Raw genomic sequence first — 19,772 nt, 5'->3', positions numbered from 1 at the left:
CATGCAGCCACCGGCGGTTTCCGCATTTAACGGCCTATTCCGGGCTAGATGTGTAAACCATGGGAATCGCTGGACCCGCTGGAGAGCGCGAGTCGGTGGCCTCTAGCGTGGAGAATATCCAGCCAGATTTCCCGAGAAACAAGGAGAACGCCATGGCCAATGAACCGAAGCATCCAACTGACCCAGGACAGCAGCCGGAATCGGTGCCGGGCCAGGACAGCGAATACCTCACCACCGCGCAGGGCGCACCGGTCAGCGATACCGACCATTCGCTCAAAGCAGGCGAACGCGGTCCGACCTTGCTGCAGGACCACCACCTGCGTGAAAAAATCATGCACTTCGACCATGAGCGCATTCCTGAACGCGTGGTCCACGCCCGCGGGGCCGGGGCCCATGGCCTTTTCACCAGTTACGGCAATGCCGAGGAGCTGACCCGGGCCGACTTCTTGAAGCCCGGACGTACCACCCGCGTTTTCGTGCGTTTCTCCACCGTGGTCGGCTCCCGTGGTTCCATGGATACCGCCCGAGATACCCGTGGATTCGCCACGAAGTTCTACACTGACGAAGGCATCTTCGACCTGGTGGGCAACAACATCCCGGTGTTCTTCATCCAAGACGGGATGAAATTTCCCGACCTGGTGCATGCGGCGAAGCCACATCCCGACCTGGAGATCCCGCAGGCGCAATCCGCCCATGACACCTTCTGGGATTTCGTCTCGCTGCATACCCCGGCGCAAGCCCATGTGATGTGGCAAATGAGCGACCGGGCGATCCCGCGTTCCTACCGCATGATGGAGGGCTTCGGCGTGCACACCTTCCGCATGGTCAATGCGCAGGGCAAGTCCTCGCTGGTGAAGTTCCACTGGAAGCCCAAGCTCGGCGTTCATTCGCTGGTTTGGGAAGAGTCCCAGTTGGCCGCTGGCGCGGATCCGGATTTCCACCGACGCGATCTGGCCGAAGCCATTGACACCGGCGCATACCCCGAATGGGAGCTTGGCGTGCAGATCTTCGAGGATGACGGCACCTCGATATTCGAGGGGATCGACCTGCTGGATCCCACGAAGTTCGTCCCCGAAGAGCTGGCTCCGGTCCAGCCCCTGGGCAAGATGGTGCTGGAGCGCAACCCGGAGAACTATTTCGCGCAGACCGAGCAGGTGGCGTTCCACCCGGGCCATCTGGTGCCGGGCATCGACATCACGGATGATCCCTTGCTGCAGGCGCGGCTGTTCTCCTATCTGGACACCCAGCTCACCCGCCTCGGAGGCCCGAACTTCGCGCAGATCCCTGTCAACCAGCCGCAGGCACCGGTCAACGACATGTTCCGGGACGGGCAGCACCAGCACCGGGTGCCCGAGGGCATCGCGCCCTACAAGCCGAACTCGCTGGATGGCGGCTGCCCATACATGGCGCAGCTGGCGTCGGGGCAGCGGCCTCCGCTGGATTTCCCGCAGAAGCTCGAGCCCGGCAAGAAGCTTCGCGCAGAGCCGGCCAGCTTCTCCGACCATTTCAGCCAGGCCCGCTTGTTCTATCTCAGCCTGTCGGGCGTTGAACGCGCGCACGTGATGCAGGCCTATTCCTTCGAGCTGGGCAAATGCACCGATGTCCAGGTGCGCCAGCGGCAGGTCGGATGCCTGGCCAAAATCGACACCGGGCTGGCGGCCGGTGTCGCTGGGGCCCTGGGCCTGCCTGCTCCGGCGGCACAGGAGCTTGGCGAACCCGAGCGCAGTCCTGCACTATCCCAGATTGGAAAGTCCTGGCCGGTGGATGGGCGCAAGATCGGGGTCGTGTTCGACCAGGGAAACCGCGAGCAGGTGCTGGCCATCCGTTCGGCACTTCGCGAGCGCGGCATGGTCGCAATGCTGGTTTCGGCCAGGGGCGGAGAAATCGCTGAGGGAGTGGCGATTGACCGGACCTACCTGACGGCGCGGTCCATTGAATTCGACGCGCTGGTGCTGGTCGGGCCGCTGCCTCCGGCCCCGGATGCCGAGGCTCCGCTGGATGCCAAGGCCGGGGATGCTGGCAGCGATGGGGATCTTGTCGATCCGCGGGCGGGTTTGCTGATCAACGAGGCCTACCGCCATTGCAAGGCCATCATCTGCCTGTCCGGACAGTCCGCTGACCTGCTCCGTGCCGTGGGCCTGCCAGATGAGGCTCCGGGCGTGAGCGTGGTCGAGGTCTCCGCGGTGGCCGACAGTGCCGCGCGGCTGCTATCCGCGCATCGTGTCTGGGAACGGTTCCCGGCTGCGTAATAGGCGCCGATAGGCCGGAATCGGGTGCTGCAGCCAGCCTGCCCCTATCGAGGAATCCAGGATGCTCCGGCTAGGGACATTCAACCGCTGAACATCCACGCATCGGTCGTGCTGTCCTGCAGGACGTGATCAGGAGATAGTATCCGTGAAAACTCGCTGAACACAGAGTTGCGTCCCATGGAAATCATTCCATGGGACGCAACTGGGTCAGCGAATCTTAGGACAGATCATCCTTGATGTCCTTGGCAGCATCCTTGACATGTTCCCCAGCCTGCTTGGCCTTGGCTGCGGCTTGGTCCTTGGCGCCTTCGGCCTGCAAACGCTCGTTGTCGGTGGCATCACCCAAGGCTTCCTTGGCCTTTCCAGATGCTTCCTGGGCCTTGTTCTTGATCTTATCTCCAATACCCATGATTCCTGCTTTCTGAATTGATCTGATACTGACAATTTGAACTATAGAACGGATCTCGCCACCGGTTATTTTGGCTGGACGATTGCTGAGTGGTTGCATGGCGCAGCATATGAATCTGGTCCCGGATTTGGCGGGGTGCCCCGTCAACGCAGTGGAAACTGCCGCCGGAGCATCGCTGTTGCCGTACGGATCCCGCATGGCGCTACCACCGCTGGAACTGGCCGATGCACTCTGCCCTGCCTCAGGGCAGGCAGCCGTGGCCTGGCCCGGCTTCGGACGGGCAATCCTGCGACATTTTCGTCGCCAAGCAGTAATGCAACCAGGAAGCAACCGCAGTTGCGACCAGGGGCAGAAAAATTGATTCCAACCACCGATGGCGGCTACTTATGCTGGTTCAGTTCCTGATCTCAGCAGGGAAACAGACTGGTGGCAGAGCCAACGAAGGACGGGGCAATCAGGCAGAGAGGAACCCCGGCGCGCCGATTCCCCTTCCTGCCAGGCCGCGAGATCTGCGAGGGCCGCATTTCAACGGCCCATCAGCGGCCGTGTTCATCGCCATCATGATGTTCTTGCGGGGCAAAGCGCTCGGCCCAGGTCTCGTCGCTCAATGCCACGAGCTGCTTGATCTGCGAATCGGCCCGGCGTGAAAGGTCCAGCAGCAGTCCCCGATCAAGCCGCTGCTCATGGGGGAGCATGAGCAGCAGCGTCTGCCACATGCGCAGCTTGGCATTGAGCAATCCGGTGAGAACATCCAGTTGGACTTGTGCAGCGGCTTGTGTGTGCAGGCGCAATGGGTTGAAGGGGTTGGCCTTCCCGGCAAGCCGGGCCACAGGAGCCAGGAGCTTTCCGATGGGGCGCGGGCTGCAGCCGAGCTGGGCCATGATCTTCTTGAGGTCCTCTTGGTCCGCCTGAACTTGCTGGTGCAGGGATTCAAAGCGTTCTTCGAAGGCGGTGCCGGCCCAAGTGCCATGTGCAGCCTTGAAATGATCAAGCCCGGATTCGGAGCCCAGCAGATGCCGGTCGAGGTAGCGATGCAAAGTGTCCTGGTCGATCGTCGATGGCGTCATGGCTTCGATTCTCCAATCGGGTCGGGGAATTTCTGGTTCGCTTCGAAACCCTAGGGCACCGCCGCCACTCAACCAATCCGTGTCCACGGATCTGCAGGTGGCATCCAGCTAGCAACGGAGGCCTTGCCTGGACCTGCTGTTCTTCGCAGCTAAGCAGTTAATCGGGCCAGCTTGCCCAGGCCGCCGGATTTACCCGTGGTCCACAGCGGGTAGCCGCAGAGCCTGGGAATCAAGAGTTGGTTTCGGGGAGATTTTTATGAGTCAAGTCGAGCTATGGTCATTGCATGCTTCTGGGTCTATCCTGAGAGCCTGTTGTTGATTTGCGGTTTTGGGGGACTGGCAAGTTATGAAGCGACGTCATCACGATTTGGATATTTCTGTGCCTTCACAGGCGCCGGCAACCACTCATGGATTTGCATATTTTGCTTTGGGGATAGCAGCGGTTGTGGGCCTGAGCAGCGCCACGGGATGGCCAGTTCCGCCGCCAGCTCGCGTGGCCTCCAGCCACTTGGCCATTGAACAAACGGCTATCGCACGGCCGGGCCCCCTTCTGGTGACTGCACCTGAGTCCCAGAAGCCCCTGCTCGGCGTGGTCGGCACCCTCAGCTCGGTTCCGAAGAGCGCTGCGATTGGGCAGGACAACTCCCGAGTCGCCCACGGTGGCATCCACCCGCCAGCTATCGCCAACCAGCCGGCATATCTGGAATCCGCAAGCAACCCGCTAATCAGGCCAAACTTGTTGTCTTTCCAGCTCATGCGCCCCGTGGCTACGAGCATGATTTCCAGCCCCTTCGGATGGCGCAGAAATCCGACAGGTCCTGGCCGGCAAATCCACATCGGCCAGGACTATCCCATAGCTTGCGGCTCACCGGTGAGAGCTAGCGAGGACGGTATTGTTGTGGTCGCCTCATGGGCTGGCCATTCAGGAAACCGCGTCACCATTGACCACGGCAATCGGATCCAGACCGGATACAGCCACAATTCCCTGATCCTCGTCGGTGCAGGGCAAAGGGTAAGCCAAGGCCAAGTCATTGCCTTGGCGGGCACCACCGGAAATTCCACTGGCTGTCACGTCCACTTCGAGGTCATCATCGATGGCCAGTGGCAGAACCCGAGCAAATATCTGGCCATGGGCGCGGGACAAATCGCTTCGATGTTTCTCCCAGATGCTCCAGCGGTGGCGGCCAACCGATTCCTCGCCGCCCAAAGTCCCCAGCGTCTTCCAGCTCGCAGCTTGCAGGCTGCAGCGCAGCACTCCGCAAAAGCTCCGGTGCACGGATCGAGGCACGCACCTAAGAAGCCGGTTCGCGCGCAGGGATCATCGAGCTTGAAGCCCGCTGCATCTTCAGCCGCGAAGCACCGGACGGACAAGGCGAAAACTAATGCTCCAAAGGTTCTTCAGCCACAGCGCACCGCACCATCCAAGCAGGCCGAGAAGCCACGCCCAATAAGCACGCCGCCAGCAACGCCAACACGCACGGTGCCACCGAGCGCTTCGCCGTCGCCGACGGAGCACGCACAGACAATTACACCGGTGCCCACGCCAAAACCGAGCACAGCCCATCCAACCGCTTCCCCGAGCCTTGTAGGGACATCCAGCCCGAGTGCCGCGCCAACCGCTTCGGCAAGCGCAAAGCCTTCGCTGACTCCACGGCCGACGCAAGAATCCAGGCCGAGCATTGCGCCTTCGCCATCGCCGTCGGTGCAGCCATCATCATCGCCTGAACCGCCGAAGCCCACGCCGAGCACATCGCCCAGCGTGCCGCCCACCGATGCCAGCCAGGCACCGATCGCTGATTCCCAGCCAACTGAAGGACCAGCAGGGGAGCCATCGCCTGAGCCAACAGCCACATTGGAAGTGAACCTCAAAGTTCCGGAGAATGCGCCAACAGCAAGCGTGCCCAAGGCCAAGCCCCCTCATAAGGACCCAGCCAAGAAATCGCCGCCGGCAACCAAGGCGACAGCCGGGAAGACAATAGAATCCGAGCCGCCGGCCCGCCCTGCTGTTCAGGAAGCCAAGCCTGTGAAGAAAAAGCTTGCCCATGCTGCCACCGCCGCGCCGTCAAAGAAGCCCATGGTCAAGGCGGCTGCCTCCTCATCCAAGGCGCCAATTGCCCAGTCCAAAGCGCCAATTGCCAAGCCCAAGGCTTCTGTTGCCCAGCCCAAGGCTCCTATGGCCAAGGCCAAGGTGCCGGTAGCGAAGGCCGCACCAGCTCCGATCCCGTCCAAGAAGCCTGTGGCCGCTGTACCGCCGGTCAAGCAGGCCGCCAGCAAGAACCCGCCGAAGCCAGCATCAGCTGAACCACGCAGTGCAGCCGTGGCCACCAAGCCGGCAGCGAGCGCTCCGTAGCAACCGCCAGTTGCGCGCCCGTAGTCCAGGGCAACCCTTGGCTACGGCGCGCACCGCAAAGTGATATGGAACTGGTTAGATCGTGCCGTGATTCTTGATATTCTTATAAGTCGAGTCCTGTGCGTTTTTGACGCGCACCACAAGACCTATCGAAAGAAGTGCCCGGCACGTGTTTAATTCACTTTCCGATCGCCTGACAGCAACCTTCAAGAACCTGCGCGGCAAGGGCCGCCTGACTGAAGCAGACATCGACGGTACAGTCCGCGAAATCCGCCGTGCCCTGCTCGACGCTGACGTTGCCGTCTCGGTGGTCCGCGCCTTCGTGGCCCAGGTGAAAGAACGCGCACTGGGTGCCGAGGTTTCCGAGTCCCTGAACCCGGGCCAGCAGGTCGTCAAGATTGTCAATGAGGAGCTTGTTGGAATCCTCGGTGGCGAAACCCGCCGCCTGAACCTGGCCAAGAACCCTCCAACGGTGATCATGCTCGCCGGTTTGCAGGGTGCCGGCAAGACCACCTTGGCCGGAAAGCTGGCCAAGCACCTGAAGTCCGAGGGCCACACCCCGATGCTGGTGGCCTGCGACCTGCAGCGCCCCAATGCTGTCAAGCAGCTGCAGATCAACGGCGAGCGTGCTGGCGTTCCGGTCTACGCACCGCACCCGGGCGTCTCCTCGGAGTTCGACACCCCAACCGGCGACCCGGTCGCCGTTGCCCGCGACGGCATCGCCGAAGCCAAGTCCAAGCTGCACGACGTGGTGATTGTCGATACCGCCGGCCGCCTGGGCGTGGACACCGAGATGATGGCCCAGGCCGCGAATATCCGCGCCGCCATCAACCCGGACGAAGTGCTCTTTGTCATCGATGCCATGATCGGCCAGGACGCGGTCAACACCGCCCAGGCCTTCCATGAGGGCGTTGACTTCACCGGCGTGGTGCTCTCCAAGCTCGATGGCGATGCCCGCGGTGGCGCCGCCCTGTCGGTAGCCTCGGTGACCGGCAAGCCGGTCATGTTCGCCTCCACCGGCGAAAACCTGGACGACTTCGAGATCTTCCACCCGGACCGCATGGCTTCGCGCATCCTGGACATGGGCGACGTCATGACGCTCATCGAGCAGGCCGAGAAGAACTGGGACAAGGACGAAGCCGAGCGGATGGCGAAGAAGTTCGCCGACCAGGAAGACTTCACCCTGGACGACTTCCTCGCCCAGATGGCCCAGATCAAGAAGATGGGCTCGATGAAGAAGCTGCTGGGCATGATGCCCGGCGCGCAGATTTCCCGCCAGCAGCTAGAGCAGTTCGACGAGCGCCAGATCGACCGCGTGGAAGCCATCGTCCGCTCGATGACCCCGCATGAGCGTGTCGCGCCGAAGATCATCAACGGCTCGCGCCGCGCGCGTATCGCCAAGGGCTCGGGCGTCTCGGTCTCCGAGGTCAACCAGATGCTTGAGCGCTTCACCGAAGCGCAGAAGATGATGAAGAAGATGGCCGCCGGCGGCGGCATCCCGGGCATGCCAGGTGCAGGCAAGGGCGCTGCCCGCAAGGCGAAGGCCAAGGGCAAGGGCAAGAAGCAGCAGAAGTTCGGAAACCCGGCCAAAGCCGCACAGGCCGAGCTGGAGGCCAAGAACAAGAAGTCTTCGGCACCAGCCGGGGCCTCCTTCGGACAGGGCGCCAACCAGGACTTCGATCCATCGAGCCTGAACTTGCCAGCCGGCTTCGAAAAGTACCTTGGCAACAAGTAATCACGAGTCCTTGCAGGGCGGCGACCAGGAGCAAACGCTGGTCGCCGCCCTGACTCTTATCTTCGAAGAACCGAACGCCGGGCAGGCCGAAGCCAAGGTCCGGGAGCTGCTGGCCGCCCGTGAGGTCATCTCGCTGGTCTCCATCCCGGTGCCCTGGAATGGACTGTCCATTATCGAGATCAGCATCGCAGTCACCCCCGAAGGCCTGTTGTTTTTGGCCAACGCGGGAGGCAGCCTGAGGCTGGGCCAGCAGGTCGAGGATTTCGCGCTGGCGTTGAAGCTGGGCACCGGTGCGCTATATGTCGACCAGGACGACGTCGAGGTGCAAAGCGGGGAACCCATCGACGATCCGCGGCTCGAGGCCATGCCTTCGGGGCGGACCCTGGTCATCGGCGCGCTGAACGAGCCGGACATGGGCGTGTGGGCGTCCGCGAGCAGAACCAGCTGGCAGCTTCTGCCGCCGGGGCCCGGGGCCGCAGCAGTGGCCGTGCACGAGGGCTTTTTGGTGGGAGGGGTTCCTGCAGCGAGCCAGCATCCGGCTATTATGCTCAGCCGCACCGGAGCGCGATTCGCCGCGAGCTTCTGGTTCCGCAAGCAGGCGGTTAAGCTCGGCGGGCTTCCAGCCTGGGTTCATATCTGGCCAGTCGCAGCCAGCCCCGCTTTCTGGCCGGCGGAGCAAAGTCCCGCCAGAAGGGAATTGGACTGGTTGATAGCCAACCAGGACAGCATCGATGAGCAGGAGCTTGATGAGCTCGCTGGGCTATCGGTGGGCGCCCAAGAGATCGAAAGGCTTAAGCAGGTGCTGGCCGGCACCGGCAGCCTGGAATCGGTGCAGCGGGTGCTGGAAACCTTTGGGCATGAACCAGCGCTGGCCCGCTACCTGGAGGATGCAGTTCTTCCCGAGAACGCGCGGCAGGTCGAGCCGGTGGGCATGGCCAAGGCCGTGGTCCGAGCCATGATTGCCGAATTCAGAAAGATCAATGCCCGGCCGCGGTGGTACAACGCTTCGTCGTGGAAGCCTGTGGCCCAGCTGGCGCTGGGCCTTGCGGAGGCATTGGTGTTCTCGCTGATGCTGGCAGGAACCAATTGGCAAGAGCCTTGGATGCCGCCTTGGGCCATCATGCTGCTACTGGTGCTTGGCTATGCGGACGCCGCCGGGAATACCGCCTTCGGAGCGCTGCGCTGGTTCCGCACCCGTCGCCGACGCTACCGCTAGCGTTGGCCCGTACGTTCTCTTCCAAGTGGGTACCGGTTACCGCCTATGATTGACATATTGCCATCTTCAATTGACCAAAGGGGCTACTCTTCGTGGATTCAACCGAGTTCAACTACCTCAACCTAGAGTTCATTTTCATGGGCGATAAGCCAGATGCCGCCGAAGTCGTGCGCACCGCATTGGCCGACCGCCGATTGCTGGGATTCGTTGGGGGAGCCGTCGAGCGAGAGAACTCCACCGAGGTACTCGCCGAGGTCGCAACTGTCAGCGAAGCCCGGGATGCGGTGCTCTACCGCATCGATGCCAAGGGCAAATTGCGCGAAGGTTCCCGGGTCACCAAGCTGGTGCACGAATTGAAGAACTCGACCGAGGCCGACTACGTGCTGGTCGACGGCGACGAGATCGACGGACCAACCCCCGATGATGACATTCTCGGGGATCTCGGGGCCACCAATGAGCTGCTTCACGGGGCAACGCTGAAGGCCTCGGAACTGGTGCTCGCCGCCGGCTTCGACGATAACCAGATCACCGTATGGAACACCGATTCCGGACTCATGGCAATGCCTGCCCAGCCGGTCTTCGCCCCTGGAATCGCTCGCTCCAACCGCCCATTCCTGTCGCTGGCCCGCACCGGCAATGTCATCATGGCCACCGTTGAAGCCAAGCGCCCTCGGCGCGAGCTCTATGGCCCGTCGTTGATGATGGTTCTGGATCTTGAACGTCAGGTCATTCTTGAGCCCGAGACGGATTCTCCGGCCGCGCAGCGCCTGAAGGAACTTGATGGGCTGCTCTTGGGCATCGATGACGAGACCGTGCAACTGCTGGATGAACTGGTCTCTGACCCAATAGCACGAGATGAGGCTTTGGGCCTGCTGCAGGGCCCGGTTGATTTGGCGGGCATGAAGCGCTTTGTCGCCTTGCTGGGCTTCGATCCGCGGAGCATTGACTATCTGACCGGCCGCCCGATTCCGGAAGACCGCCGTGTCATTTCCACCGGCGGACCTTTCCGGAGCTTGCGCGCCGCCTTGAGCGAGCAGGAACGCGAAGCCACCGGGCTCAAGCGGGTGCTCTTCCGTGCCGGGTGGAACCCGCAGGCCTTGATCGGCTCCGGCGCTTTCGTCTTGGCCTCTGGGCTGGGCGTTCATGCAGTATTGGCCAAGAGCGAGAAGTTCGCATGGCTTCCCAAGCCAGCCCGCCAGCTGCTGATGTTCGCTTGGTACGCTGACGGAGCGTTCTATCTGGGCAAGGGAATTGTTGATGCCGCGAAGGCCAAACGAGATTTCTGAGCCATAACTGGCAGATCTTCATAGGGCACCGGCGGGGAGCAGCTCAATCGCGCTGTCCCCGCCGGTGCCCTAGTGCATTGAATGCACCCAAGCATCGCAAGCTGCGATATTTCAGTCCTGGAAGTCGGTATCGCGGAATTCATTGGGCGGGACTTTGCCGGCCGCATGCTGCTCTTCTTCAGCCAGGCGCAATTCAACCCGGCGGATCTTCCCGGATATGGTCTTGGGCAGATCCGAGAACTCCAAGCGGCGAATCCGCTTGTACGGGGCCAAATGCTCACGGCAGAATCCGAGGATATCTTTCGCTGTGCCAGCGCTGGGCTCATAACCGGAAGCCAAGGTGACAAAGGCCTTGGGCACCGATAGCTTCAGCGGATCCGGTGAAGGGACTACAGCAACTTCGGCCACGGCCGGATGCTCCAAAACCACGGACTCCAATTCAAATGGACTGAGCTTGTAATCGCTGGATTTGAAGACATCGTCAGCCCGCCCGATGTAGGTCAAGATCCCTTCCTCATCGCGTTCGGCAATATCCCCGGTGTGGTAGAGCCCGTCGCGCATTACTTCGCCGGTCTTCTCCTGGTCATCAAAATAGCCCTTCATCAGGCCCACCGGACGCGGATCCATGCGCAGGCAGATTTCGCCAACCTCGGCAAGCTGGCCAGTGGTTGGATTGCGCAGTTCGACATCATATCCAGGCATCGGGCGCCCCATGGCACCCACCTTGAGCGACTCCCCGGGTGAATTGGCGATTTGCACGGTGGTTTCGGTCTGCCCATAGCCGTCGCGGATCACCTGGCCCCACGCATTGCGCACCTGGTCGATGACTTCGGCATTCAGCGGTTCGCCGGCCGAAACCAATTTGCGCGGAGGGCTTTTCAGTATGGAAAGATCCGCCTGGATCAAATAGCGCCAGACCGTCGGTGGCGCGCAGAAGCTCGTGACATTTTCCTTCCCCATCTGGCCCATCAGCGCCACCGGCTCGAAGCGGTCATAGTTGAAGACAAAGACGGTGGCCTCGGCGATCCACGGGCCAAAGAAATTCGACCAGGCGTGCTTGCCCCAGCCGGGGGAGGCAACGTTCAAATGAACGTCGCCGGGTTCCAGCCCAATCCAGAACATGGTTGCCAGATGGCCTACCGGATACGAGGAATGGGTGTGCTGCACGAGCTTGGGCTGGGAAGTGGTGCCGGAAGTGAAATACAGCAGCAAGTTTTCGTCGGCACGAGTTGGCACATCCAGCGAGAACTCGATGGGCGCGCGATGCGAATCCTCGAAATGCAATGTTCCAGCCTCGGGGGCGCCGCCGACCTGCACGATGGTGCGGGTCCCGGGAACTGCGCGGAGCTTTTCCATCTGGCCGTGGCCGGCGATGACCCATGAAGCCTTGCCGCGTTCGAAGCGGTCAGCCAGATCCTCGCTGGTGGCCTGGGTAGTCGTAGGGATGATCACGGCGCCCAGCTTCATGCCGGCCAGCATCGTTTCCCACAGCGCCACCTCGTTGCCGAGCATCACAATGATCGCCTCTCCGCGCCGCAGCCCGTGATCGCTGAGCCAGCGGGCCACCTGGGTGGAGCGCGCGGAGAGCTCGGACCAGCTATATCGGGCAGTGCTGCCATCTGGTTCAGCCAGGATCAGCGCGGGTTCGCTGGAACGCCGGGGATCCTGCGCGATGGCGTCGAACCAGTCATAGGCGAAGTTGAAGTCGGTGAACTCTGGCCAGGTGAACTCGCCCCGGGCCCTGCGGTAGTCATCACGGGCGTCCAGGAGCAGGTCGCGTGCGGCTCGGAACTTCTCGGTATTGCTCATCGCAGTCCTTTGCGTCGGGGCGAGATCGCCAGCAGCCGTCATTGTTCGTTGCCACCCAATATACGGTAGCGACCAGCAGGACAAAGCGCCGCCTGACCGTGGGCATGAGGCGGGATCCAGATGCCTGGTTTTCCCGCGATGCCGCCCTGATCAATCCAGCAGTGCGGCCCCGGATGCGCGGTGGGAGAAAGAATTGGACGGTAATGGCCGTGATGGTCTAGCGTCTGAAATATGCCAAAGGAACAAGGTCCCGCCAAGAAACAGAATCCGCTTCTTGTGCTGGGAAAAATCAGCGCCATCCTTGACTCCTTTTCCTTGCGCCAGCCGGTCCTGACCCTCTCTGATTTGCGCGAGGCCACCTCCATGCCGGCCTCCACAGTCCAGCGGCTGGTGGCCAACCTGGTGGAGCAGGGCTTCTTGGACCGCGAGGGGGATGGCTATCGCATTGGCATGAAGATGGCGTACTGGGCTGCGCCTGCCACGCGCGGCAAGGAAGTGCTCGACGTGATCAGCCCGCTGCTCGCAGAACTCCGGGATAGCACCGGGGAATCGGCCTGCCTTTTCCGTGCCGAAGCGGTGTACCGGGTCTGCGTTGGCATCGCCGAAACCCGCCACGTCCTGCGCCGGGAAATGCACCTGGGGGAGCTGGCGCCACTGCATGCCGGCTCTGCCGGCCGTGTGCTGCTGGCCTGGAAACCGGAGCTGATGCAGCGGTTGGTTGAGGGCTCGCTGGAGTCCCTGACCTCCTCGACGATTACCGGCCTTGGCGACTTGCAGGCTGCTGTGGAGGCGACCCGCGCCGATGGTTTTGCCATCACCATCGGAGAGCGCGAAAGCGGCGCCTCCGGCTTGTCGGCACCGGTTTTCGACTCGGCGGCCCGATTGGTGGCTGCCGTGACCATTAGCGGACCGACCCTGCGCATGCCGCAAGCGGTCTGCGAGAGCTGGGTTGAGCCCTTGCTGGAAACGGCCGAGCGGATGACCCGTTTGATTGGCGGGCGTTTTCCAGGGGAAACCCACCGCCCCGCATAGCGGCGAGACGATGGGCTGATCGTTCGCGGTTCCTAGGTCCGGGCGTTGCCCATGGCGCTGGGCTCCGAATCGATCACCCATTCGAAGGCCTTGGCCTTGGACCGGGCTCCCTGGGCCGACTTCGACCGGTTTGGCTCGCCCAGCTGGGCCAGCAGCGATTCGGATAGCTGCACCAGTTCGCCAAAGCGTTCCGGGGTCAGCCACTGGGGACGGGTAGCGAAGAGGATATCCTCGCTCGACGTATTGCCGCTGGCCCCTGGAGCGAAGGGGCATCCACCCAATCCGCCCAACGCGCCGTCCACCACATCGGCCCCGGCCGCGATGGCGGCCAAGGTATTGGCCACTCCCAGCCCCCAAGTGTCGTGCCCGTGGAAGACGATGCGCCGCCGCGGCGAATTTGCGCGCACATTGCTGATCAGCGAGGCCACCTGGGCGGGGACCGCCTGGCCCAAGGTGTCGCAGATGACGATGTCGCAGGTTCCTTCGGCCCGGGGATCATTGGCGATCTCCAGCACCCGCGACTCGGGGACCTGCCCGTCAAAAGGGCAGGTAAATGAGGTGGCCAGGCAGAGCTGGATTCTGCCGTTGACCGCCTGTGCGTACCCGATGGCCTCGGGCAGGGCCTCCAAGCTCGCTTCGGTGCTGCGCGAGATGTTGGCCTGGTTATGCGCGTCGGACACCGAAAGGCAGTACTGGAAGTTGGTGATGCCGGCCTTGGCCGCCTTGGCGACATGTCCGGGCGTGGCCACCCAGATCCAGCAGTGGGCCAGTTCCTCCGCGGTCAGCGCCTCGGCCACCGCCAGGGTATTGGCCATCGGAGGGACCAGATCGGCGCGGGCCATCGAGCCCAGCTCGATTTCCTGGACGCCCAGGCGCAGCAGTTCCCGGACGGTCGCGATTTTCTGCTCGGTGTCCAGAAGCTTTCCGGTCAGCTGCAGGCCGTCGCGCAGGGTGACATCGCGCAGGGTTGCTGCCGGGGAGAAGGAGTAGCTCATGCTTGGCTCGTTTCGCTGTTGGTGGCGTTGGTGATTTCTTCCGGGCTGTAGCCCAGCAGGGTGCCCAGGATTTCCCCGGTATGCTCGCCCAGGTCCGGGCCGAGGCTGCGGATGGGCAGGGAAACGGATCCCATCACCGGCACTATTCCGGGGAACCCGACGTCGGGCAGGATTTCCTCGCCGGTGGATACGCTGAAGTTCTGGATCATGTTGCGGGCCTGGTACTGCGGCTCATTCACAATGTCCTCGGCGGTGTAGATGGGACCGGCGGGCACTCCGGCGGCGTCGAGGATTTCCAATGCCGCCTTGGAGTCCAAGGTGCTGCTCCATGCGCCGATGGCCTCATCGAGCATTTCGCGTTGTTCCCACCGTTGGGCGTTGGATTTCAAGGATTCATCGCTGGCCAGGTCGGGTCGTCCGATGGCTTCCATATACCGCCGGTAGATGCCGTCGCCATTTCCGGCCACGACGATGCTTGCTCCGTCGGCACAGAGATAGGCGTTGGAGGGGGCGATGCCTTCCATGCGCCCGCCGGAGCGGGTGCGCGATTCACCATAGGCGCCCTGGTCGGGGATGAGCGATTCCATCATGGAGAACATGGCCTCGTGCAATGCCACGTCGATGATTCGGTGATCCAGTGGCAGCGGCCGGGCCGTGGCGCTCTTGCGGTCGCGTTCAAAGAGCGCCATCACTGCCCCGAAAGCGGCATAGAGCCCGGCAATGGAGTCTCCGATGGACACGCCCACGCGCACCGGCGCCCGGTCGGGGTCGCCGACCAGATTGCGGAATCCGCTGAAGGCTTCGGCCACCGCGGCAAAGCCGGGGCGTTCGGCCAGCGGGCCGGTCTGCCCGAAGGCGGAGATCCGGGTGATCACCAGGTCCGGATTGGCGGCGCTGAGCTGCTGGGGGCCCAGGCCCCACTTTTCCAGGGTGCCGGGCCGGAAATTCTCCAGCAATACGTCGCATTCACGCACCAGGTCGAGCACGGCGGCCCGTCCGGCATCGCTGCGCAGATCAAGCACCACCGATTTCTTGTTCCGGTTGATGGTGCGGTAGAGCATCGACACACTGCCCTTTTTCAGCCTCCAGTTGCGCAGTTCGTCGCCGGTTTCGGGGCGTTCGACCTTGATGACTTCGGCACCGAAGTCCGCCAGCAGGCGCCCTGCGGTGGGTGCGGCAATGTAGTTGCCCAGTTCCAGAACGCGGATGCCTTCTAGCGGTGCGATAGCCGGGGTGTTGGACTCTAAGCGGCTCATGGATAGCTCCTTGGATCTGCTGGCTGGAATTAGATAAAGATGCTCATGACCAGGACAAGTCCCAGCGCGATCACCGATGCGACGGAAACGCCGACGGTCACGGACTTCAGGGCGCCCCGGACGGTTTGGCCCAGGAGGGATTGCAGGAGCCAGAAGGTGTTGGAGGTGACGTGGATCATGAACAGCGAGCCTGCCCCGGCAGCCAGCGCGATGAGCACCGGATCCAGTCCCAGGGCCGGCGCGATCGGGGCGAGCATGCCGGCGGCGGTGATGGCCGAGAGGGTGACCGAGCCTACCGCGATGTGCAGAACCGCGGCGATGGCCCAGACGACGACCAGGGGAGCGACAGCGCTGGCACTGAAGAATCCGCCGAGGATATCGCCCAGGCCTGCGGCGGCCACGGTGGCAGCCAGCGAACCGCCGGCACCGGTGAGCAGCAGGATCTGGCCGCTTTCCTTGAAGCCGGTGGTGATGGCTGCCTCGACGCCCTGCTGGCCGATGGCGCCGCGTCCCACAATGGTGGTGCCAATCAGTCCGATGAGCAATGCGACCACCGGGTTGCCGACCAGTTCAAGCACGCCATTGTGGATCTTCGCAATTTCGGTCACCGCGCCGATGGCAATCAGCAGCAGCGACAGCAGCAGCGGCGCAAAAAGCAGCAGCAGCGGGGTTTCCTTCTTGCGCTCCTGGCCCACCGCGAGCTTCACGGCGCTGGCCTGTTCGTCCTCGTTGGCGAAAGGAATCCTGGAAATCTGCCCGGGGCCAGATGGGTTGGCCTGCGGGAAGTCGTCTTCTTCGAAGACATGCTGTTCGTCGCGTTCGGGCTTCCAGAAGCCGCGGCGGAAGATGAAGGACATCACCATGGTGGCCAGCAGAACCGTGGGCACGACCAGCAGCAGGCCGCAGATCAGCATGGTGCCCAGCGGCACGCCGAGCACGCCGGCCACGGCCAGCGAGCCGACGCCGGGAACCATGAAGATGATGCCGCACTCCAGCGAGATGGCCATTGCGGTGGCCAGGCGGGCGGTGCCCATGGGGCCGATCTTTGGCGCCATGCGCCGTGCCAGCGGGGCGGAAATCACCAGCAGCACATCGACAAAGATCGACTGCAGCACGGTGCTCATGGCTAACGCCATGGAGTATGGAAGGTACTTCGGGCCAAAGACGCTGAGCAGTTTTTCAACCAGGCGCCGGATCGCTCCGGCCTGGTTCAGGATCGACCCCATGAGCACGCCGAAGGCGATGAGCAGGCCGACTTCCACCATGATGTCGCCGAAGCCCTGGGTGATGGTTTCGATGGTTTTGGTGATTCCCAGCTGGGTGCTCAGCCCCAGATACAGGGAGCCGAGAATCAGGCCGATGACGGGATTGACCTTGAATTTCACGATCAGCAGCACCGTGGCGAGCACGGCCACGGCGGTGTTTATCAGAATCGCTGTATCTGACATGGGGTTCCGATCTTCATTGAATGCGGGGACAAAGTGAGCTGGGTCACGAATTTCTGATTCATAGTATGGGTTGCAACTCACGATGTAAACTTCGTGTCGTGCTCGAGTCACACGTCCTTTGGCTCCAGTTCCTTTAAAGGAAACGGGTCCCGCAGCCTATGGCTGCGGGACCCGCCGGGCCGCGGAATTTCCGAGGCTAGGATTTGAGCGAAGGGAAATCGGTGTCCTTGTATTCGGTGCCTGCCGGATCGCCGCCCTGGAAGCGGCGCTCCTCGGCCTGGCGCAGTTCCACGCGGCGAATCTTGCCCGAGATGGTCTTGGGCAACTGGGCGAACTCGATGCGCCGCACCCGCTTGAAGGCCGACAGGTGCTCGCGGCAGTGCGCCAGGATCGACTCGGCCAGTTCGGGGCCGGGCTGCGCGCTGCTGGTTGGAACAATGTAGGCCTTCGGCACGCTCAAGCGCAGTTCATCCGGCGCCGGGACAACCGCCGCCTCGGCTACCCCGGGGTGCTCGATCAGCACCGACTCCAGTTCGAAGGGGCTGATCTTGTAGTCGCTGGACTTGAAGACGTCGTCCGCGCGCCCGACATAGGTCAGCACCCCGCGCTCATCGCGTTCGGCGATATCCCCGGTGTGATAGACACCGTCGCTGAACACCTCGGCGGTCTTCTCCGGGTTTTCGAAGTACCCCTTCATCAGCCCCAGCGGGCGCGGTTCGGTCACCAGGCAGATTTCGCCCACGTCGCCAGATTCGCCCGTGGCCGGGTCACGCAGGATGACGCTGTAGCCGGGCATTGCGCGTCCCATGGCGCCGATGGTGATTCGCTCTCCCGGAGGATTGGCGATTTGCACCGTGGTTTCGGTTTGCCCAAAGCCATCGCGGATGACCTGTCCCCAGGACTTGTGCACCTGGTCGATGACTTCCGCATTCAGCGGTTCGCCGGCCGAGACCAGTTTTTGCGGCGCCGTCTTCAAGGCGCCCAGATCCGCCTGGATCAGCAGGCGCCACACGGTGGGCGGCGCGCAGAAGCTGGTCACCTTTTCGGCATCCATCTGGTTCATCAGCGCGATCGGGTCAAAGCGGTCGTAGTTATAGAGGAAAACGGTCGCCTCGGCGATCCATGGCGCAAACAGGTTGGACCACGCATGTTTTGCCCAGCCCGGCGAGGCGACATTCAGGTGCACATCCCCAGGTTCCAGCCCGATCCAGAACATGGTGCTCAAATGGCCCACCGGGTAGGACGTATGGGTGTGCTCAACCAGCTTGGCCTTGGACGTGGTGCCAGAGGTGAAGTAGCGCAAGAGCGTTTCATCGGCACGCGTGGGGGAGCCGAGCTGGAAAATGGCCTCGGCCTGGTGGGACTGGGCGAAGTCGAGAATTCCTTCTGGGGCGCTGCCGCCGATCTGGATCAGCGTGTAGTCCCCGGGCACGGTGTCGAACTTCTGGATCTCGGCCTCATTGGTGATCACCCATTGGATGTGCCCGCGATCGATCCGGTCGGCCAGATCCGTGGGCGTCAGCTGCGTGGTGCACGGGACCAGGATGGCGCCGAGCTTGATTCCGGCGAGCATCGATTCCCAGAGCTCAACCTGGTTGCCGAGCATGATGGCAATGGAATCCGAGCGGTTCACGCCCTGGTCGGCGAGCCAGCGGGCCAATTGGGTGGAGCGCTCGGAGAGCTCGGCCCAGGTGCGCCTGATTGAGCTGCCGTCTCGTTCGGTGATGATCAGCGCCGGGGTATCCGCCCGCTGCGGATCCTTGGCAACCTGGTCGAACCAGTCGAAGCCGAAATTGAACTCGCTGAACTGGGGCCATCGGAACTCGGCCCGCGCCTGTTCGTAATCATTGCGCAATTCCAGGAGTTGATCGCGGGCGGCTCTGAATTCATCGGTAACGCTCACAACTAACCTTCCCTCGCGTGGACAATGGCGCCCCGTCGATAGAGTGAGGCGGATCACTTGCCAATATACTTGGAAGTCCTAGCGTTTGAAAGCGTTGTTACCCACCGAAGTCTTGAATCACCCGGGGCTGGGGTATTGAATAAGTGCATGAGCCAGCAGCCCAAGGTGCTTGTCTGCGGTCCTTCCAGCTGGAATCAGCTGGTTGAGCTCGACCGCCTGCCCGAACCCCGTCCTCAGCAACTCTTCGCGCACAGCGCATGGCGCACCGTCGGCGGCACGTCTGCGGGCAAAGCGCTGCACTTGAGTTCGCTGGATATTGCCACCGAGCTCTTTACCCAGGTGGCCGACGACGAATCCGGCCGGGCGCTGCGGCGTGCGCTCTTGGATGCTGGCATCAACCTGCAGGTGGTGCCCAGTACCAGCACCGAGCAGCATGTTAACCTCATGGCTGGCGGCCAGCGGGTCTCGGTCTATCTTGCCACCCCGTCCGCTCCCGCGGATGCGGATGTCGATGCCGTTTGCGCCGCGGTGCGCGAAGCTGATCTGGCGGTCGTTGACCTGAGCGAGTTGGGGCTGCGGGTCATTGGGCGACTGCGGGAGCCGGCCGTGCCGCTGTGGGTCGACCTGCATGACTTTGATGGCTTTTCCCCATTCCATATGCCATTCCTGGGTGCGGCTTCTGTGGTTTTCATGAACGATGACGCCACCAGCGACCCGTGGGAGCTGCTGGCCGGTTGCCTGCGCCGTGGCCCCAGCCTGGCTATTTGCACGCTGGGGGAGCAGGGAGCGGTGGCCATGGATCACCAGGGCCGGCGTTGGGAAGTGGCCGCGCCGAAGGTCGAGGTGGTCGACACCAATGGCGCCGGAGATGCCTTCATGGCAGGATTCTTGGCGGCCCGCCTGCGCGGCGCGCCAGTGCAGGCGTCGATGGAAGCGGCTGCCAGCAGTGCGGCGGTAGCTCTATCGAGCAGGCATCTGCACCCGAAGCTCGCCCAGTTGCCCGCCTAATGCCGGGGT

At 62.7% G+C, this 19,772-nt stretch carries 15 protein-coding genes and 1 pseudogene; 8 read left to right on the top strand and 8 right to left on the bottom strand.

Annotated features, from left to right (window positions below):
* Positions 1–59 precede the first annotated feature (59 nt).
* Positions 60–2,249: a catalase gene (locus ACT7DV_RS16305; protein WP_444664150.1), complete on the top strand. Its 2,190-nt coding sequence runs from the start codon at positions 60–62 to the stop codon at positions 2,247–2,249.
* A 217-nt stretch (positions 2,250–2,466) separates the two neighbouring features.
* Here ACT7DV_RS16305 and ACT7DV_RS16300 read toward each other — a convergent pair whose 3' ends face one another.
* A complete protein-coding gene (locus tag ACT7DV_RS16300; RefSeq protein WP_060701468.1) occupies positions 2,467–2,658 on the bottom strand; it encodes a CsbD family protein in 192 nt (63 codons plus the stop codon).
* A 536-nt stretch (positions 2,659–3,194) separates the two neighbouring features.
* The gene (locus tag ACT7DV_RS16295) at positions 3,195–3,725 is read right to left on the bottom strand and encodes a hypothetical protein (RefSeq protein ID WP_444664148.1); all 531 of its coding nucleotides are present in this window, start codon (positions 3,723–3,725) and stop codon (positions 3,195–3,197) included.
* A 346-nt stretch (positions 3,726–4,071) separates the two neighbouring features.
* Between ACT7DV_RS16295 and ACT7DV_RS16290 the strand changes: the two are divergent.
* Positions 4,072–4,779, top strand: a pseudogene (locus tag ACT7DV_RS16290) (M23 family metallopeptidase); the annotation flags it as partial.
* Positions 4,780–5,123: 344 nt separating this feature from the next.
* Here ACT7DV_RS16290 and ACT7DV_RS16285 read toward each other — a convergent pair.
* Complete coding sequence (locus ACT7DV_RS16285) at positions 5,124–5,630, bottom strand: hypothetical protein (RefSeq protein ID WP_444664893.1); 507 nt, start codon at positions 5,628–5,630, stop codon at positions 5,124–5,126.
* Positions 5,631–5,748: 118 nt separating this feature from the next.
* On the opposite strand from ACT7DV_RS16285, the gene ACT7DV_RS16280 reads away from it, so the two are divergent.
* The 4 genes from ACT7DV_RS16280 to ACT7DV_RS16265 all read left to right on the top strand — a co-directional run bounded on the left by ACT7DV_RS16280 (position 5,749) and on the right by ACT7DV_RS16265 (position 10,312).
* Positions 5,749–6,075, top strand: a complete 327-nt coding sequence (locus ACT7DV_RS16280) for a hypothetical protein (RefSeq protein WP_444664891.1) — start codon at positions 5,749–5,751, stop codon at positions 6,073–6,075.
* 169 nt (positions 6,076–6,244) lie between these two features.
* Positions 6,245–7,810, top strand: coding sequence for a signal recognition particle protein (ffh, locus tag ACT7DV_RS16275; RefSeq protein ID WP_444664146.1), 1,566 nt, complete (start codon positions 6,245–6,247; stop codon positions 7,808–7,810).
* Positions 7,797–9,026, top strand: a complete 1,230-nt coding sequence (locus tag ACT7DV_RS16270) for a hypothetical protein (RefSeq protein ID WP_444664144.1) — start codon at positions 7,797–7,799, stop codon at positions 9,024–9,026. Before ffh ends, ACT7DV_RS16270 begins: the two co-directional genes overlap by 14 nt.
* Positions 9,027–9,118: 92 nt before the next feature.
* Positions 9,119–10,312: a hypothetical protein gene (locus tag ACT7DV_RS16265; RefSeq protein WP_444664142.1), complete on the top strand. Its 1,194-nt coding sequence runs from the start codon at positions 9,119–9,121 to the stop codon at positions 10,310–10,312.
* 111 nt (positions 10,313–10,423) lie between these two features.
* Here the strand turns inward: ACT7DV_RS16265 and ACT7DV_RS16260 are convergent, their stop codons facing one another.
* On the bottom strand, positions 10,424–12,121 hold the full coding sequence (locus ACT7DV_RS16260) for an AMP-binding protein (RefSeq protein ID WP_444664140.1): 1,698 nt from the start codon (positions 12,119–12,121) through the stop codon (positions 10,424–10,426).
* Positions 12,122–12,352: 231 nt separating this feature from the next.
* On the opposite strand from ACT7DV_RS16260, the gene ACT7DV_RS16255 reads away from it, so the two are divergent.
* Positions 12,353–13,153 (top strand): IclR family transcriptional regulator, encoded by an 801-nt coding sequence (locus ACT7DV_RS16255; RefSeq protein WP_444664138.1) that lies wholly within the window; start codon positions 12,353–12,355, stop codon positions 13,151–13,153.
* A 32-nt stretch (positions 13,154–13,185) separates the two neighbouring features.
* Here ACT7DV_RS16255 and ACT7DV_RS16250 read toward each other — a convergent pair whose 3' ends face one another.
* The 4 genes from ACT7DV_RS16250 to ACT7DV_RS16235 all read right to left on the bottom strand — a co-directional run bounded on the left by ACT7DV_RS16250 (position 13,186) and on the right by ACT7DV_RS16235 (position 18,755).
* Entirely contained in the window at positions 13,186–14,148 is a 963-nt protein-coding gene (locus ACT7DV_RS16250; RefSeq protein ID WP_444664136.1) for a hydroxymethylglutaryl-CoA lyase, read from the bottom strand.
* The gene (locus ACT7DV_RS16245; RefSeq protein WP_444664134.1) at positions 14,145–15,404 is read right to left on the bottom strand and encodes a CaiB/BaiF CoA transferase family protein; all 1,260 of its coding nucleotides are present in this window, start codon (positions 15,402–15,404) and stop codon (positions 14,145–14,147) included. The genes ACT7DV_RS16250 and ACT7DV_RS16245 overlap by 4 nt, the downstream gene beginning before the upstream one ends.
* 29 nt (positions 15,405–15,433) lie before the next feature.
* Positions 15,434–16,852: a GntP family permease gene (locus ACT7DV_RS16240; RefSeq protein WP_444664132.1), complete on the bottom strand. Its 1,419-nt coding sequence runs from the start codon at positions 16,850–16,852 to the stop codon at positions 15,434–15,436.
* Positions 16,853–17,048: 196 nt separating this feature from the next.
* Entirely contained in the window at positions 17,049–18,755 is a 1,707-nt protein-coding gene (locus tag ACT7DV_RS16235; RefSeq protein ID WP_444664130.1) for an AMP-binding protein, read from the bottom strand.
* A 147-nt stretch (positions 18,756–18,902) separates the two neighbouring features.
* On the opposite strand from ACT7DV_RS16235, the gene ACT7DV_RS16230 reads away from it, so the two are divergent.
* Positions 18,903–19,763, top strand: a complete 861-nt coding sequence (locus tag ACT7DV_RS16230) for a carbohydrate kinase family protein (protein WP_444664128.1) — start codon at positions 18,903–18,905, stop codon at positions 19,761–19,763.
* Positions 19,764–19,772: the final 9 nt, after the last annotated feature.

It is taken from the genome of Glutamicibacter sp. TV12E (assembly GCF_052441935.1).
Classification (GTDB): Bacteria; Actinomycetota; Actinomycetes; order Actinomycetales; family Micrococcaceae; genus Glutamicibacter.
This window is presented reverse-complemented; position numbering and strand designations above follow the sequence as displayed.

Coding starts and splice junctions, on each gene's coding strand:
- ACT7DV_RS16250 (WP_444664136.1), bottom strand. CDS start 14,148: ATGAGCTACTCCTTCTCCCCGGCAGCAACCCTGCGCGATGTCACCCTG.
- ACT7DV_RS16260 (WP_444664140.1), bottom strand. CDS start 12,121: ATGAGCAATACCGAGAAGTTCCGAGCCGCACGCGACCTGCTCCTGGAC.
- ACT7DV_RS16240 (WP_444664132.1), bottom strand. CDS start 16,852: ATGTCAGATACAGCGATTCTGATAAACACCGCCGTGGCCGTGCTCGCC.
- ACT7DV_RS16305 (WP_444664150.1), top strand. CDS start 60: ATGGGAATCGCTGGACCCGCTGGAGAGCGCGAGTCGGTGGCCTCTAGC.
- ACT7DV_RS16255 (WP_444664138.1), top strand. CDS start 12,353: ATGCCAAAGGAACAAGGTCCCGCCAAGAAACAGAATCCGCTTCTTGTG.
- ACT7DV_RS16245 (WP_444664134.1), bottom strand. CDS start 15,404: ATGAGCCGCTTAGAGTCCAACACCCCGGCTATCGCACCGCTAGAAGGC.
- ACT7DV_RS16300 (WP_060701468.1), bottom strand. CDS start 2,658: ATGGGTATTGGAGATAAGATCAAGAACAAGGCCCAGGAAGCATCTGGA.
- ACT7DV_RS16295 (WP_444664148.1), bottom strand. CDS start 3,725: ATGACGCCATCGACGATCGACCAGGACACTTTGCATCGCTACCTCGAC.
- ACT7DV_RS16230 (WP_444664128.1), top strand. CDS start 18,903: ATGAGCCAGCAGCCCAAGGTGCTTGTCTGCGGTCCTTCCAGCTGGAAT.